General features: G+C 64.4%; 12 protein-coding genes. 4 read left to right on the forward strand and 8 right to left on the reverse strand.

Annotated features, from left to right (window positions below; translation table 11 throughout):
* Positions 1-6: 6 nt before the first annotated feature.
* Genes ABEA02_RS04920 through ABEA02_RS04935 form a run of 4 tightly spaced genes read right to left on the reverse strand, consistent with a single transcriptional unit; the run spans position 7 to position 5,571 of the window.
* Positions 7-1,599 (reverse strand): ABC transporter ATP-binding protein, encoded by a 1,593-nt coding sequence (locus ABEA02_RS04920; RefSeq protein WP_345531743.1) that lies wholly within the window; start codon positions 1,597-1,599, stop codon positions 7-9.
* Complete coding sequence (locus ABEA02_RS04925) at positions 1,596-2,702, reverse strand: ABC transporter permease (RefSeq protein WP_345531744.1); 1,107 nt, start codon at positions 2,700-2,702, stop codon at positions 1,596-1,598. Before ABEA02_RS04925 ends, ABEA02_RS04920 begins: the two co-directional genes overlap by 4 nt.
* Complete coding sequence (locus tag ABEA02_RS04930; RefSeq protein ID WP_345531745.1) at positions 2,695-3,738, reverse strand: microcin C ABC transporter permease YejB; 1,044 nt, start codon at positions 3,736-3,738, stop codon at positions 2,695-2,697. Before ABEA02_RS04930 ends, ABEA02_RS04925 begins: the two co-directional genes overlap by 8 nt.
* A gap of 3 nt (positions 3,739-3,741) precedes the next feature.
* The gene (locus ABEA02_RS04935; protein WP_345531746.1) at positions 3,742-5,571 is read right to left on the reverse strand and encodes an extracellular solute-binding protein; all 1,830 of its coding nucleotides are present in this window, start codon (positions 5,569-5,571) and stop codon (positions 3,742-3,744) included.
* Positions 5,572-5,725: 154 nt separating this feature from the next.
* Between ABEA02_RS04935 and ABEA02_RS04940 the strand changes: the two genes are divergently transcribed.
* Both ABEA02_RS04940 and ABEA02_RS04945 read left to right on the forward strand, forming a co-directional pair.
* Entirely contained in the window at positions 5,726-6,895 is a 1,170-nt protein-coding gene (locus ABEA02_RS04940; protein WP_345531747.1) for a M20 aminoacylase family protein, read from the forward strand.
* A gap of 351 nt (positions 6,896-7,246) precedes the next feature.
* Entirely contained in the window at positions 7,247-8,185 is a 939-nt protein-coding gene (locus ABEA02_RS04945) for a hypothetical protein (RefSeq protein WP_345531748.1), read from the forward strand.
* Positions 8,186-8,247: 62 nt separating this feature from the next.
* Here ABEA02_RS04945 and ABEA02_RS04950 read toward each other — a convergent pair whose 3' ends face one another.
* From ABEA02_RS04950 to ABEA02_RS04965, 4 genes are all read right to left on the reverse strand, one after another.
* Positions 8,248-8,733: a glutathione peroxidase gene (locus ABEA02_RS04950; protein WP_345531749.1), complete on the reverse strand. Its 486-nt coding sequence runs from the start codon at positions 8,731-8,733 to the stop codon at positions 8,248-8,250.
* Positions 8,734-8,798: 65 nt separating this feature from the next.
* Positions 8,799-9,209 carry a hypothetical protein gene (locus tag ABEA02_RS04955; RefSeq protein WP_345531750.1) on the reverse strand — a complete coding sequence of 137 codons (411 nt, stop codon included), beginning with the start codon at positions 9,207-9,209 and terminating at the stop codon, positions 8,799-8,801.
* Between the two features lie 91 nt (positions 9,210-9,300).
* Positions 9,301-10,146 carry a 23S rRNA (adenine(2030)-N(6))-methyltransferase RlmJ gene (locus ABEA02_RS04960; RefSeq protein ID WP_345531751.1) on the reverse strand — a complete coding sequence of 282 codons (846 nt, stop codon included), beginning with the start codon at positions 10,144-10,146 and terminating at the stop codon, positions 9,301-9,303.
* A gap of 137 nt (positions 10,147-10,283) precedes the next feature.
* Complete coding sequence (locus ABEA02_RS04965) at positions 10,284-10,760, reverse strand: hypothetical protein (protein ID WP_345531752.1); 477 nt, start codon at positions 10,758-10,760, stop codon at positions 10,284-10,286.
* 246 nt (positions 10,761-11,006) lie between these two features.
* On the opposite strand from ABEA02_RS04965, the gene ABEA02_RS04970 reads away from it, so the two are divergent.
* Together ABEA02_RS04970 and ABEA02_RS04975 are read left to right on the forward strand one after the other, a co-directional pair.
* Positions 11,007-11,822, forward strand: a complete 816-nt coding sequence (locus ABEA02_RS04970) for a restriction endonuclease (RefSeq protein WP_345531753.1) — start codon at positions 11,007-11,009, stop codon at positions 11,820-11,822.
* Positions 11,823-11,869: 47 nt separating this feature from the next.
* Positions 11,870-15,664, forward strand: a complete 3,795-nt coding sequence (locus ABEA02_RS04975) for a DUF748 domain-containing protein (RefSeq protein WP_486391269.1) — start codon at positions 11,870-11,872, stop codon at positions 15,662-15,664.
* Positions 15,665-15,719: the final 55 nt, after the last annotated feature.

Genomic DNA, 15,719 nt, shown 5'->3' on the forward strand with positions numbered 1-15,719 from the left:
AACGCTTCAGCCTGCGCTGGCCACCAGCATTTTCGTGTAGTCGGAACGGGGGGCGCCGAGCACGTCGTCGAGCGTGCCGGCCTCGACGACCTGACTGTCTTTCATGACCATCACGCGGTGCGCCATGGCACGCACCACGTCGATGTCGTGCGTGACCAGCACGTAGGAGAGACCAAGTTGTGATTGCAGGCGCGCGAGCAGTTGCAGGATCTGCTGCTGGATGGTGACGTCGAGCGCGCTGGTGGGTTCGTCGAGGATCACGATCTGCGGCTTGAGGACCAGGGCGCGGGCGATGGCGATGCGTTGTCGTTGCCCGCCAGAGAATTCGTGCGGGTAACGCGCGAGCAGCGGTGCGACTTCTCCTGCTTCGGTGAGTTCGACATCGCGCAGGGCTTGTTCGACGCGCATGCGGCGCGCCTCGGCGTTCAGCGCGGGTTCATGGATTTCGAGGCCTTCGCCGACGATCTGTTCGATGGTGCGGCGGGGCGACAGCGAGGACAGCGGGTCCTGGAAGACGACCTGCACGATGCGGCGCAGGCGACGCTGTGCGGCGCGATCTGCGGTACGCCATGTGGCATCACCCACGCGGATCTCACCATGCACCTTGTCCTGGCTGCCGTGCAGGTGGAGCAGGGCCATCGCCAGCGAAGTCTTGCCCGAGCCGGATTCGCCGATGACGCCCAGTGTCTCGCCGGGTGCGAGCTGCAGGCTGACCTCGCTCACCGCGCGGAAGTGTTGCCGCTGGAACCAGCCGCGCAAGCCCTTGCCGGGCACGCTGTAGTCGACACTGAGTTTGTCCGCGCTGAGCACGAGGCCTGTGCCCGCCGGACCGACCGTGCGTTGCGGGCGGCTGGCGACGAGCTTCTGCGTGTAGGGGTGCTGCGGCGCGAGCATGACGCTCTGCGTGTCGCCCTGTTCGACGAGGTGCCCGCGCTCCATCACCGCCACGCGGTCGGCGAAGCGGCGCACGAGGTTGAGGTCGTGCGTGATGAGCAGGATGGCCATGCCGGTTTCACGGCGCAGGTCGTCGAGCAGTTCCAGGATCTGCTGGCGCAGGCTTACATCGAGTGCGGTGGTGGGCTCGTCGGCAATCAGCAGGCGCGGTTTGCAGGCGAGTGCCATGGCGATCATGACGCGCTGGCGCTGGCCGCCCGAGAGCTGGTGCGGAAAGCTCTGCGCGCGCTGCTCGGGTTGCGGAATGCCGACGCGGGCGAGCGCCGCGATGGCCTTTTGCCAGGCGGCCGCTTTGGCAAGGCCTTCGTGCAGTGTGATGGCCTCGGCGATCTGCGCGCCGATGCGCAGCACGGGGTTGAGCGCGGTCATCGGTTCCTGAAAGACGACGGCGATATCCTTGCCGCGCAATTGCTGGATGGCGGTGTCATCCATCGTCAGCACGTCGCGGCCGTCGAACTGCACGCTGCCGGCGAGTTTGGCGTCAGGCAGCAGGCGCAGCAGCGAGAAGGCGCTGACCGTTTTGCCCGAGCCGGATTCACCGACGAGGGCCAGCTTTTCGCCGGCTTCCAGCGTGAAGCTCACGCCGTCGACCACCGTGCGGGCGCCGAAGGCGATGCGCAGATCGCGCACGTCGAGCAGGCTCATGGCGCGCCCTCCAGTTGCTTGCGCGGATCGAGCGCATCACGCAGGGCGTCGCCGACGAGCACCAGCAGTAACAAGGTGCCGACGAGCACGACGAAGGTGGACAGCGAGATCCACCAGGCATCGAGGTTGGCCTTGCCTTGCGAGAGCAGTTCGCCGAGGCTGGGCGTGTCGGGGGGCACGCCGAGGCCGAGGAAGTCGAGGCTGGTGAGTGCGCTGATGGTGCCTACCATCATGAAAGGCACCAGCGTGATGACCGGTGTGAGGCTGTTGGGCAGGATGTGGCGGAACATGATGCGTCGACGGCTCTGACCCAGCGCGCGGGCGGCGCGCACATAGTCGAGCGCGCGGTTGCGCAGGAATTCGGCACGCACGTAGGCCGAAATCAGCAGCCAGTCGAAGGCCACCAGCAGCACGATGAGTAGCCCGAGGCTGCGTGCGAACAGCGCCGAGAAAATGATCAGCATGTAGAGCTGCGGCATGGAGCCCCAGATCTCGCCGAAGCGTTCCATCGCGATGTCGGTCCAGCCCGCGAAGAAGCCCTGGATGGCACCGTACAGCACGCCCAGCAGGGTGCACAGCGTTGCCACGACGATGGCAAAGAAGATTGACACGCGGAAGCCGTAGATCAGGCGCGCGAGCAGGTCGCGGCCGCGGTCATCGGTGCCCAGCCAGTTGTCGGCCGAGGGCGCGGCGGGGTTGGGCTCTTTCGAGAAGTAGTTGATGGTGCTGTGGTGGTAGGGGTTGAGCGGGAAAATCGCGAAGTTGTCGCCTTGAGCGAGTTGCTCGCGGATGAAGGGGTCAAGGTAATCGGTGGGTGTTTCGAAGTCACCGCCGAAGGTGGTCTCGGGCAGGGTCTGCACGATGGGAAAGTAGTAGTGACCGTTGTGTCGTACGACGATCGGCTTGTCGTTCGACAGCAGTTCGGCGAAGAGGCTGATGAAGACCAGGGCGCCGAGCAACATCAGGCAGACCAGGGCCAGGCGGTTGCGGCGGAAGCGCTGCCAGGCGCGCCGACCGGGGCTGGCGCGCAGCGGAGATGTTGCGGCTGGGGCGGGCGCTGCTGAGGCGCTGGCGGCGGCACTCACGAGGCTTGCGTCATTCATATTTCACTCGCGGGTCGACCCACAGGTAGGCAATGTCGCGCAACAGGGTGGTGACGAGGCCGATGAGGGTGAACAGGAAGAGGCTGCCAAGCACGACGGGATAGTCGCGGCGGATGGCCGATTCATAGGAGAGCAGGCCGAGACCGTCGAGCGAAAACAAGGTTTCAATCAATAGAGAACCCGTGAAGAAGGCGCCCACGAAGGCCGCCGGGAAGCCCGTCATGATCGGCATCAGCGCGTTGCGGAACACATGCCGGCGCAGCACGACGGATTCGGCGAGGCCTTTGGCGCGCGCGGTCAGCACGTATTGCTTGCGGATCTCTTCGAGCACCGAGTTCTTGGTCATCAGCGTGACGGTGGCGAAGCTGCCGGCGAGCAGGGCGATGACCGGCAGCACGATGTGCCAGAGGTAATCGACGACCTTGCCGGCGAGCGACAGGCTGGCCCAGTCGGGTGAGGTGAGGCCGCGCAACGGGAACCACTGGAAGAAGTTGCCGCCGGCGAAGAACACCAGCAGCACGACCCCGAGCACGAAGCCCGGAATGGCGTAGCCCAGCAGCATCAGCACGGTGGTCGTGGTGTCGAAGGGCGTGCCGGCACGCACGGCCTTGGCGATGCCCAGTGGAATCGAGATGAGATAGGTGAGGAAGAAGGTCCACAAGCCGAGGCTGATCGACACGGGCAGCTTCTCGCGGATGAGCTGCCAGACATCCTTGTTGTGGAAAAAGCTCTTGCCCAGATCGAAGCGCGCAAACTGGCCGAGCATCTGGAAGTAGCGTTCATGCGCGGGTTTGTCGAAGCCGTAGAGCTTCTTGATCTCTTCGACGCGTTCCGCATCCACGCCCTGACGCCCGAGGTAACCGGGGCCGCCGGAGGCGCGTCCTTCGGCACCCGCTGCGTCGCGACCCTGCAGTTGGCCGACCATCTGTTCAACCGGCCCACCGGGTACGAACTGGATGACAACGAAGGTGATGGTGACGACGCCCAGCAAGGTGGGGATCATCAACAGCAGGCGTTTGAGCAGGTAGTTCCACATGGCTCAGTCCTTGGCTCCGTTCTTGTTTTTGTTGGCGGCATCGAGTGACCACCAGGTGCGGATGGTCCAGTCTTCGGGCTGGAAGTACTGTGGCGCCACCGCCGGCTCGCCGAAGCGTTTGGCGCGGTAGGCGATGCGAAAGCCCGTGCTGGTCCAGTGCGGCACCACGTAGTGCCCGGCGCGCAGCACGCGGTCGAGCGCGCGCAGGCTGGCGACCAGTTCGGGCCGCGTGCGCGCCGCGAGGGCCTTTTCAAGCAGGGCATCGGCGGCCGGACTGCGCACGCCGGCGAGGTTGCCCGAGCCTTCGGTAGCGGCCGCCTTGCTGGAGAAGCGGTCCCGCAGTTCGCTGCCCGGCGCTTCGCTGCCGCGCGTGCGCAGGCTGATGACATCGAAATCGAAAACGTCCTGGCGTTTCTTCACCAGCGCGAAGTCGGCCTGACGATAGCTGGCGCGCACGCCCAGCTTGCCGAGTGCCTGCATGTAGGGGTTGATGATGCGTGCCATCGAGCCCGAGTCGTCGAGGAACTCGAGCGTGAAGACATCGCCCCTGGCGTTGCGCAGGGCGCCGTCGCGATACGTCCAGCCCGCTTCGGCCATCAGCCGGCGCGCTTCACGCAGGTTGCCACGCAGGCTGTTGGGTGCTGCGGTGGAGGGGGGCTGGGTAACCTCCTCGTTCAAGACGCCGGCTGGCAGTTTGTCGCGCAGGCTCTCCAGCAGAGCGAGTTCGTCACCCGCTGGTTTGCCCTTGGCTTCGAAGTCGCTGTTGTTGAAGAAGCCGCGCACGCGGGTGTAGGAGTTGTAGAAGAACTGGCGGTTCATCCACTCGAAGTCCATCGCCAGTGCGATGGCCTGGCGCACGCGCACGTCTGCCAGTTGCGGACGACGCGAATTGAGCACGAAGCCCTGGAAGTCGCCGGCATTACGATTCAGCACGGTGCGGCGGATCAGTTCGCCACTGTCGAACTTCTTGCCCTTGTAGGTGCGCGCCCATTCGCGTGCGATGAAGACTTCGACATAGTCGAACTGGCCGGCCTTGAAGGCTTCGGTCTGCGCCGTGTTGTCCTTGTAGACGCGGAAGGTGACGCGGTCGAAGTTGAACATGCCGCGACGCACGTTGAGGTCGCGCGCCCAGTAGTTCGTATCGCGCTCGTACGTGATGTCGCGCCCGAAGTCGCCGCCCGATATGCGGTACGGCCCGCTGGCGATGGGCGCATCCATCACCACTTTGTCGAAGGGTTTGCCCGCCCCCCACTTGTGCGAGAAGACCGGCATGCTGCCTACCAGCAGGGGCAGCTCGGCGCTGGCTTGCGCAAAGTCGATGCGCACGCTGCGCTCACCTGTGACCACCACGCCGCGCACGTCACCCAGCTGTGCGCGGATTGCCGGATGAGCCTCCTTGCTCATCAATCGGTCGAAGCTGTACTTCACGTCGATCGCGAGCACGGCGCTGCCGTCCTGGAACCTGGCGGCCGGGTTGAGGCGGAATGTCACCGAACGGCCGTCACCGGCGACGCTGATGTCTTCGGCGAGCAGTCCGTAGGCCGTGGTGGGCTCGTCGAGGCTGCCCGTGAGCAAGCTCTCGAAGACCAGATCAGAGAGGCCGGGTGGCGCATTACCCTTGAGGGTGAAAGGGTTGTACTTGTCGAAGTTGGTGATGCGCAGCGGCGGCGCCAGCGAGAAACTGCCGCCCTTGGGCGCATCGGGATTGACCCATTCGAAGTGCTTGAAACCCGCCGGATACTTGATGTCGCCGAACTGCGCATAGGCGTGGGCAGCCAGGCTGGGGGCGGAAGGCAGCAGTGCGGCCAGGCCGATGCAGATCAGTCGTCGCACGATGGGCAGGGACTCTCTAGCGAAGTGGGTCGGAGCTTTATTCTTGCCGCGAGTGTAGCGCCTGTGCAGCGTGGCGCGGCAAGCGGCTTGCACGGGGGAAATGTCATGCGGCGAAGTGTAAGATGTTTGCCTCCTTGTCCAGTTCCCCTTTCACATGACGCTCATCCCGGAAATCGCTGCCGCTTTGCCCGAACTGGTCGCTGTGCGTCGTGACATCCACGCGCACCCGGAGCTGGCCTTCGGCGAGCATCGCACGGCAGCGCTGGTGGCGGATCGTCTGGAGGCGCTTGGCATCGAGACGCATCGCGGCATGGGCCAGACCGGTGTGGTGGGGATCATCAAGGCAGGCAACAGCCCGCGTGGCATTGGTTTGCGCGCTGACATGGATGCACTGCCGATCAGCGAGCTCAACGACTTCGCGCATCGCTCCCGGCATGCTGGCTGCATGCACGCCTGTGGTCACGACGGGCACACGACCATGTTGCTGGGCGCGGCGGAGTACCTCGCGAAGCATCGCAATTTCGATGGCACGGTGGTGCTGATCTTCCAGCCCGCCGAGGAAGGCGAGGGCGGCGCGCCGGCGATGATCGCGGACGGGCTGCTGGAGCGTTTCCCCGTCGATGCCGTCTATGGCATGCACAACTGGCCGGGCATGCCTGCCGGGCAGTTCGGCGTGACACCGGGGCCGGTGATGGCCAGTGCCGATCGCTTCGACATCGTGATTACCGGGCATGGCGCACACGCTGCCATGCCCCAGCAGGGCAAGGACCCGGTGGTGGCCGGCGCGCAGCTGGTGCAGGCGCTGCAGAGCATCGTGTCGCGCTCGACCGATCCGCTCGATGCAGCGGTGGTATCGGTGACGCAGTTCCATGCGGGGGAGGCCTACAACGCGATCCCCGTCGAAGCGCGTCTGTGCGGCACAGTGCGTACCCTCAACGCCAATGTGCGCGCTGCGACCTGGGCGGCGATCCAGCGCATCTGCGACGGCGTGGCGATGGCTTGTGACCTGAAGATCGCGCTCAAGCGCTCGGATGGTTACCCGCCGACGGTTAACTCGCTGGCCGAGGCGCAGGCCTGTCGCGAGGTGGCCACTGCGCTGGTGGGCGAGGCCAATGTGAGCTGGGCACTGCGCCCGAGCATGGGGGCGGAAGACTTCGCCTATTTCCTCGAAAAGCGCCCCGGATGCTACGTATGGATCGGCAACGGTGCGGGCGCGGGGGGCTGCATGCTCCATAACGCGCGTTACGACTTCAACGACGATGTGCTGGGGCTGGGCGCGTCGTACTGGGTGAGGCTCGTCGAGCACTGCCTGCCGCAAGCCTGAGCGGCAATTTCTCTTTTCTTCGCCTGCTGCAGTCCGGATCTTCAGGGCCGGTGTCAGATATTTCCGGTTTCATCTGAAGGAATTTTGGCAGGCTGCCCGTCAGAAGTTGCTGCGCTGCGTTCCACTCACCGGACGGTGTGGGGAAATAGCAACGCTCGACACCGCGTAAACCCGCATTTTTTGTCAAAAACTGCAGATTTTTTGTGGGCAAACGCAAAGAATGCGTTTCGCCCGCACATTTGTTTTGCACGTAGATGAAAGAAAAATGCTCGTCTACATTGCAACGCAGCACGTCAATGCGCGGTGCAACGGAGTACTGCGGACGGTTTGACTGGCTGTGAAATGCGAGCAATGAGCGAATCCACTTCAGAATCCGTGCCTTTCGGCACCAAGCGCCTGATCGATGGTCAGGAACGCGTTCATTACTACGGGTACTGGATCAAGACCTACGAGGCTCCGGATGACACGCTGGCAGCCAAGAAGCGGTTGATCGAAGCCCTCACGCGGCGCCTGTTCAACCATGTCGAACACGGCGTCAATATCCCCGGTTTCCGCCTCGCCGAAGCGCGCAAGGCTTACGCCGAAGAGACCAATCTGGAGAAGCGGCGCGTCAAGGGCGCGATGCTGGCCGGTGCGATGTTCAACCGCGCCACCGACATCTTCACCAAGCTTGTCGAGCTGCAGGCTGCAGGTGTCGAGATTGCGTCGGACAACGCCCTTATGCGCGAATGCGGCCGATGTCTGCAAGAGGCCCTGGAGCTCGGCAAGACGGTTTACCACCGCAGCGGCGAGGAGGGCATCGACGAGCTGTGGGGCGAGCCTTTCAAGGCCTTCTCGATCCCCGTCGATGTGTTCTACGAAAGCCGTTACATCAAGATCGCGCAGGCCATGCGCGACATCGACACGATCACCAGCGAGCTGAGTTCAACCTTTGCCAATGACCCGATGTTCGAGGGCATGGCGCCGATCATTGCCCACTTCGCTTACTCCGCCAAGATCAAGACCGAGACTCTGCGCACGGATGCGCAGATCTTCGATATCTGGGCCGACTTCGCCGTGGCCGGTGAGCATCTGCGCAACTTCGAGCCCTTGCTGCCGGTCTCGCCTTCAGACGCGCAGATTCGTCAGGCCGAGCATGGTGTGCGCCTTGCGCGCCAGGTCAAGGGATTGGTCTGTGATATCACGCGTGCCCGTGTTTCGATGCCCAAGAGTACCGAGCAGATGGTGACGCGATGTCGCAAGTTCCGCGCGACGTATTCTCGACTCGCGCTGGCAGAAATGCCGGCCTGATCGGCGAGGCTGCACAGAAAAGGCCCTGCATTGCAGGGCCTTTTTCATGGGTGTCGTGCGTGTCAGCCCAGTAGTTCAACGAGACGCGCTTCGATCTCGGCAGGTGCAGTGGTCGGGGCGACGCGGTCGATGACCGTGCCGTCACGGCCGACGATGAACTTGGTGAAGTTCCACTTGATGGCCTTGGTGTCGAGGATGCCAGGCGCGGCATCCTTGAGGAATTTGTAGAGCGGGTGTGCGGTGTCGCCGTTGACGTCGATCTTGGCGAACATCGGAAAGCTCACACCGTAGTTCACGCTGCAGAAACTCTCGATTTCGTCGGCGCTACCGGGCTCTTGAGCGCCGAACTGGTTGCAGGGGAAACCGAGGATGGCGAGCCCCTTGTCGGCGTACTTGCGATGAAGGGCTTCGAGGCCTTCGTATTGCGGGGTGAGGCCGCACTTGCTGGCGGTGTTGACGATCAGCAGGACCTTGCCGGCCCATGGAGCCAACGTGGTGGTTTGGCCCTTGAGGGTTTCAACCGTGAAATCGTAGATCGGTGCGCTCATGATCGTCTCCTGAATTGAAAAGGGCGAAGCCGGGAATGGGCTTCAAGGGCTTCGCCCGGCGGGATTTACTTCGCGTCAGCCACGCACTTCTTGACGAAGGCGTTCTTGGCAGCGCCGGCCAGCGGCTTGCCGTCCTTGCTCAGCGCCTTGGCTTCGCAGGCTGCTGTGGCGTTGGCGGCGGGTTTTGCGTCTGCGGCAGCACCGCCCTTGGCATCTGCCTCGCACTTCTTCACGAAGGCATTCTTGGCAGCACCGGCCAGCGGCTTGCCATCCTTGCCAACGGCCTTGGCTTCACAGCCGCTGTCAGCGGCGCCGCCCTTGGCGTCGGCTTCGCACTTCTTGATGAATGCATTCTTTGCCGCGCCGGCCAGCGGCTTGCCATCCTTGCTCAGTGCCTTGGCTTCACAGCCGGCGTCGGCGGCGAAGGCGAGGTTGGCTGCAAACACGGTGGCGATCAGAACAATCAGCTTGCGCATGGTGAGACTCCCTGAATCTGGTTTGTGAGGGGACGATGGTGCTGCACGGAAAGCAGCAGTGATTCTAGCCCCGCTAAATGGCGCAGTGGGTTCAGACTGATGCGTGGTCAAGCGTGAAAGATGCGCCGTCGTTCTCGGCCAGCGCGTCGCGCAGCCAGGGCATCTCCGCCTTCAGGGTTTGTGCCAGCGTCCACGGGGGGTTGATGACGAACATGCCGCTGCCATGCATGCCACCATCGGTTGCGGCCTTGCGCACTGAGAGGGTGACATGCAGCCAGTTGGCAGCGCCGATCTTGACGAGGCGCTCGGGCAGCACGGTGGCTTCCAGCTTGGGCAGCATGGGGTACCACACGGCGTAGGTGCCAGTGGCGAAGCGCTCCAGGCTTTCGCGCAGTACACCCAGCACGCGGCCGTAGTCTTCTTTCAGCTCGTACGAGGGGTCGATGAGTACGAGGCCGCGGCGCGTGGGGGGCGGCAGTAGGGCCTTGAGGTGGGCAAAGCCGTCGTCGGCGTAGACGATGGTTTGCTTGCCGCCCTGATGGCTGAAATAGCTGGCGAGCGTGCGGTAGTCGGTACTGTGCAGCTCGAACAGACGCAGACGATCCTGCTCGCGCAGGGCACGGTGCGCCAGCCAGGGTGAGCCGGGGTAGCTTTGCAGCGCGCCGCCGCCATTGAGCGCGCGCACTTCGGCGACGTATTCGGCGACGGCAGGGGGCAGGTCTTTACGGTCCCACAAGCGGGAGATGCCGCCCTGATGTTCTTCGAGCTTGCTGGCGTGTTCGGAATCCAGCGCGTACAGGCCGGCGCCTGCATGGGTGTCGACAATCTGGAAGCCCTTGTCCTTCTGGCCGAGGTAGCGCAGCAGCTGGACGAGGACGAGGTGCTTGAGCACGTCGGCGTGGTTGCCGGCGTGATAGGAGTGGCGGTAGCTGAGCATGCCCGTGATTGTACGCGCCAGCTGCTGTGACCACGGCTTGCCGTAGGTGCGACTTCAGTCGCACGCCGGGTGTGGGTGTCCGACTGAAGTCGGACCTGCCTTCGGACCTGCCGAGGGAGGGGGGCCTCGTTCGGGCCTTACTGCAGCTTGCCTTCGGCGTACTGCTTCTCGAAGCGCTCGCGGGCGCGCAGGTACTGGTTGCTGCAGTCGATGCGCGTTGCGTCGTCGGCCGGGTTGCTGCACTTGGGTGCGGGGCGGAAGAAGCGGCGCCATGCGGTTTCCTTGGCATCGGCTTCGGCAGCGGCCATGGCTGCTGCGGCTTCGCGTGCGCGCAGGGCGTCGGCTTTCTTCTGCTCGCGCAGCAAGCGATCCTGTTCGATCAGTTGCTGTTCGCGTTGCTGGCGCTGGGCGCGGGCCTCGGCCTCGGCGCGCTCGTCGACGGAGGGCACTGCTACAGGTGCCGTCGCGACGGCTGTGGCCGGTTCTGGCGCGCTGCGGTTGGCCAGCGCATCCACTGCAAAACGGGCACCAAGAACGATGAGGGCCGCGCCAACCAGGGCGATGACCAGGTGCGTGGGGTTCAGCGGCGCGCGCGCGATCACGTCGTCTTGCACGATGCGGGGTCTCCTCGGCAGGTGTTGTGCAGGCAGGTGAAGCTGAAAGGGGCTACGGAGAATGTCTGCAAAAGTGGTGCAAGCATAGTCCCTGATGCGCGGCCGGCAAATCCCTTTGCTCGCGCGCTGCCGCCTGCTCGTCGCCCCGTCCTGCGCTCCGCAGGTCGCTGGCGTATCATGCGGCCCTGACGGACCGGGACTGACTGCGGCATCCGGTCGCTGTGAACACGCCCTAGGAGCAGGATCATGCAGCAGCAGTCTTCCGGCCTGACAGGCATCACTTTCGGCAACAGCTGGCTCAGCGCGGCGCTGCGTACGCTGGCCGTGTTCGTGCTGGCCTACGTGTTGCCAGCCTTCCTGATGGCGGGCAACCGCTTCGCGGGATTCCTGCAGCTGCTGGCAACCGTGCTGTGCTTTGCGGGTTGCGCAGTCGCCATCTACCGCATCCTGCAGCAGCGCACTGCTGAAGAAGAGGGCATGCCCTTCGAGGCCACGGTGTTCGTCGATGATGAGCCGCCGCCCCGCGTGGTGCGCAGTGTGCCGGCCCCGGCGGCAAGCGCTGCCCCCGATGGCGGTGCAGTGCCGGCCCCAGGTGTCGGCGCAGCGCCCGCCGCCGCCATGTCGCCCGCCGTATCGCCCGTCGCGGCCCCGGCAAGTTTGCCCACCGTCTGGACGCAGGCTGCGCTGGAACGCTTCTGCATTGCGCTGTACCGCTTCAACGGCTTGCGCAGCGAGATGGTGGCGACCGGCGTGCCGGGCGCGTATCGCATCAAGCTCTTTCCCCGCAACAGTGAAAAGGCTAACGCGCTGCTGCTGTGCGAGGCGGATGACGCCGTGCAGGGGAGTGCGCGCTACGAGGTGTTCCTGCGCGACATGGATGATGCAGGGGTCGAGAAGGGTTTCTTCGTGGCGCCAGCTGGCTTCACTAACGACGTGGTGGCCGTGGCGCGTTCGCGTCACGTGACGCTGGTCGACGACAAGCTGATGCGCGCGATGCTTGATCGCCTGCCTGATGGCGCCAAGGCTGAAGCCATCGCTGCGGCCAATGGCGTGGTGTTGTAAGTTGTAACGCCCGCTGCGGCGCAGCCTCGCTGTGCTAGCCTCGTTGCATGACGGAACCCGCTGCATCACCTTCCACCGGACCTGCTGAGAAAGCCGGTCTCGCGCGTCTGCTCAGCCGCCTTGCTTTTCTGGGCCGACCCCGTTTCCTGATTGGCCTGGGCGTTGTCCTGCTCATGTACGGACTTGCGGTCGGTGTGGCTTTGCCGCGTTACCTGCATGGACTCATCGAGCGCGAGGCGACGGCGGTGCTCGGCCGACAGCTCAGCGTCGGCGCCCTGCACATCAATCCCTTCCTGTTCCGTGCCACGGTGGAGGATCTGCGCCTGGGGGCGCAGCAGGGCGATCAGCCCTTGCTCAGCATTGCTCGCCTCGAAGTGCGTGTGGCGCCGCTGGAAAGCCTGTTCCGCCGCGGCGTCGTGCTGTCGGGCCTGCGTGTCGATCAGCCTGCCGTGCGCTTCAGCCGGCTGGCGGCAGGGCGCTTCAGCTTCTCCGACATCATCGACCGCCTCAAGGCTCGGCCGTCCGCACCCGGGCCCAGCGAGCCGGCGCGCTTTGCGCTCAACAACATCGAGTTGCATGACGGGCTGATCGAGTTCGACGACAAGCCGGTGTCCCTGCAGCATCGTATCGACAACATCGATATCGGGCTGCCCTTCATTTCCAGCATTGCCTCGCATGTGGCGGTGAAGGTAAAGCCGACGATCAAGGCGCGCCTCAATGGCACGGTGCTGGCACTGGATGGCGAGGTGACGCCTTTTGCAGACCACCGCGAAGCGACGCTGGACCTCAATCTCGATCCCTTCGATGTGACGCGTTACCTGGCCTATCTGCCGGACAAGTTGCCCGTGAAGGTGACGGCAGCGCATCTGGCGACGCAGCTCAAGCTGGTGTGGCACGAGCGACCCGCGACCGGCGCAATGTTCACGCTGCGTGGCGAAGCGGCTTTGTCCGAAGTGCAACTGACCGATACGGCCGGGAAGGATCTGCTCGGCTGGCGCCGCCTGCAGGTCGAGCTGCTCGATGTGCAACCGTTAGCCACACCGCTGCGTGTGGCGCTTGGCAAGGTCGTATGGTTTGAGCCACGTCTGGCGCTGCATCGCCGTGCTGACGGCAGCATCGCCCTGCCGGGCTTGTCGGCAGCATCCTCCTCGACCACGACCACGACCCCGGTCGCGCGGGCGCAATCGATGCCTGCCGCCTCTGCGTCGAAGTCAGCGGCCTCATCGTCGGGCGCAGTGCAGATCTCGCTCGCCAGTCTGCAAGTGCAACGCGGCAGCGTGAGCTGGCGCGACGATGCGGTGCCAGGTGGCTTCAGCAGCGAACTGACGCCGCTTGACCTGAAGTTGGAAGGCTTGAATCTGCAGAAAGGGGCCAGGCCCGCGCAGCTGACGGCCAGTGTTGAAGCGGCGACAACAGGCGAGCTGAAGGCGCAAGGCAGCGTCGATGTGAACAGCGGTGCCGTGGATGTGCAACTGGCGCTGGCCGCGCTGCAGCTGGAGCGCTATCGCCCGTATTACGCCGAGGCCCTGGGCGCTGCGCAGCCTTCGGGCGGTGTTTCGGCCGCTGTGCGCCTGGCCTGGCTGCCGGGCGAGCAGGGTGGTTTGCGACTCTCGCAGGGCAGTTTCGATGTGGCCAACCTGCGCGTGCCCGATCTGGCGGATGGCAGTGCCGAAGCCAAAGCCAAAGCCAAACCCAAACCCAAACTCCAGACCCAACCCACGGCAGCGCGACCGCCTGCAATCCGGGTGGCCCAGCTGCATCTGGGCGAGATTTCGCTCGACATGGCGAAGCAGCAATTCACGCTGGGCGAATTGCGCAGCCGAGATGCCAGTGTGCGTGTGCTGCGTGACGCCAGAGGGATCAACCTCGCGCGGCTCTTCGCAGCGCCCGACAAGCCTGAAGTGGCAACGACCCAAACCGTAGCGACGAGCACCAGCGCAGGCGCTGCCTCGTCAGCGACTACGGCCAAGCCCTGGCAGATCCGCACCGGCAAGGCGGACATTTCCGCTTGGAATGCCAGCATCGAAGACCGCACGGGTCGGGAGCCTGTGTCGTTGTCGCTGGAGCAATTGAGCCTGCAGGCCGAGGGCCTGGGTCCCGAAGCTATGGGAAAGCTGGGTGTGGCCGCGGTCGTCAATCGCAAGGGCAAGTTGCGCGTCGATGGCCGCCTCGGCCTGTCGCCCCTGCGCGGCAAACTGACGGCTGATCTGCAGGCCATCGACCTGCTGTTTGCTCAGCCCTACGTAAACAGTGTGATGCACGTGCTGCTGACGCAGGGTGTGCTGGACGCGCGTGGCGATCTCGAATTCAGCCTGCCGCCCGAACAGAAGCCCCGCATCAGCTGGAACGGCGACGTGGCGGTGAGCGGCCTCAATCTGCTCGACGAAGCGAATGACGCCGACTTCCTGCGCTGGAAGCGTCTCGCCGCCACGCGCCTGAGCTACAGCACCGAGCCTGCCAGCCTCAGCCTGAACCGTCTGCAACTCGATGACTTCTATACGCGCCTGATCCTCAACGACAAAGGCCAGCTCAACCTCAGCGCAATGCTGGGGCAGAAGTCGCCGTCGGCAGAGGCTGGTGCACCGGCGAGCGAAGCAAAGCCGGAGGCGAAAGCCGAATCCAGGCCTGAGGCGAAGGCAGACATGCAGGCGCCTGCCATCAAGGTGCGCCTGGATGAAGTGCTGCTTTCGGGCGGGCAAATCAATTTCAGCGACCGCTTCGTCAAGCCGGCTTTTGACATGCGCGTGGGCGGGCTTGCTGGCAGCCTGCGTGGTCTGGCGTCAGATGCCGATGCCGTCGCCGAACTCGACCTCAAGGGTAGCGTTGATCAGGTTGCGCCCATCTCCATCGCCGGCAAGCTCAATCCGCTGCGCCGTGACAAAGTGCTGGACATCGTCGCCAAGGTCACCGACATCGACCTCACCAGCACCTCGCCATATTCGGGTCGGTACGCGGGCTATGGCATCAGCAAGGGCAAGCTGTCGATGTCGCTCGATTACCACCTGCATGACGGCAAGCTCACGGCAGGGAACGAGCTGCGACTCGATCAGCTCACCTTCGGCGACGCGGTCGACAGCCCCGACGCCACATCCTTGCCGGTGCGCCTCGCGGCGGCCTTGTTGAAGGACCGTAACGGTGTGATCGAAGTTGACCTGCCTGTGAGCGGCACACTGGATGATCCCGAGTTCAGCATCGGGCGCGTCCTGCTCCGGGCGCTGACCAATCTCATCACCAAGGCTGTGCGCTCCCCGTTCACAGCGCTGAGTGCCGTGTTCGGCGGGGGTGAAGAACTGTCACGCGTCGAGTTCGCCGCCGGCATTGCCGAGCTGTCGCCAGCAACGCAAACGCGTCTGGAGGCCTTGTCCAAGGCCCTGGTCGAGCGCCCCTCGCTGGTGCTGGATGTCGCCGGCGTCGCGGAGACAGCGAGCGACACACCCGGACTGCGTCGTGCAGCCTTGATGGGGCGCTTGCGCGCACTCAAGGCCGCCAACAGCGCACGACGTGGCGAGGCTGTCGGTGACGTTGATGCACTGATGATCGCGCCAGCCGAATACCTGCCCCTGCTGCAACAGCTCTATTCCGAAAGCCCCATCCAGCGACCGAAGAACGCCTTGGGGCTGGAACGCAAGCTGCCGCAGGCCGAGATGGAAGCCATGCTGATGGCGCCGATCAACATCGGTGAAAGCGAACTGCGCAGTCTTGCCAACCGCCGTGCACAGGCTGTGCGTGACTGGTTGCTGGGCAAGGGCAAGGTGCCGGCTGGGCGGGTGTTCCTGGTGTCTTCGCAGCTGGCGGCTGACGCGGTGGGTGGCGGGCCGCGGGTGGAGTTTTCGTTGAAGTGAGCTTTTGAAGCCGAACGTCTGGAAAATGAGACCGCATTTGCTTCTTCGAGTCGGC

It is taken from the genome of Viridibacterium curvum (genome assembly GCF_039544165.1).
GTDB lineage: Bacteria > Pseudomonadota > Gammaproteobacteria > Burkholderiales > Rhodocyclaceae > Viridibacterium > Viridibacterium curvum.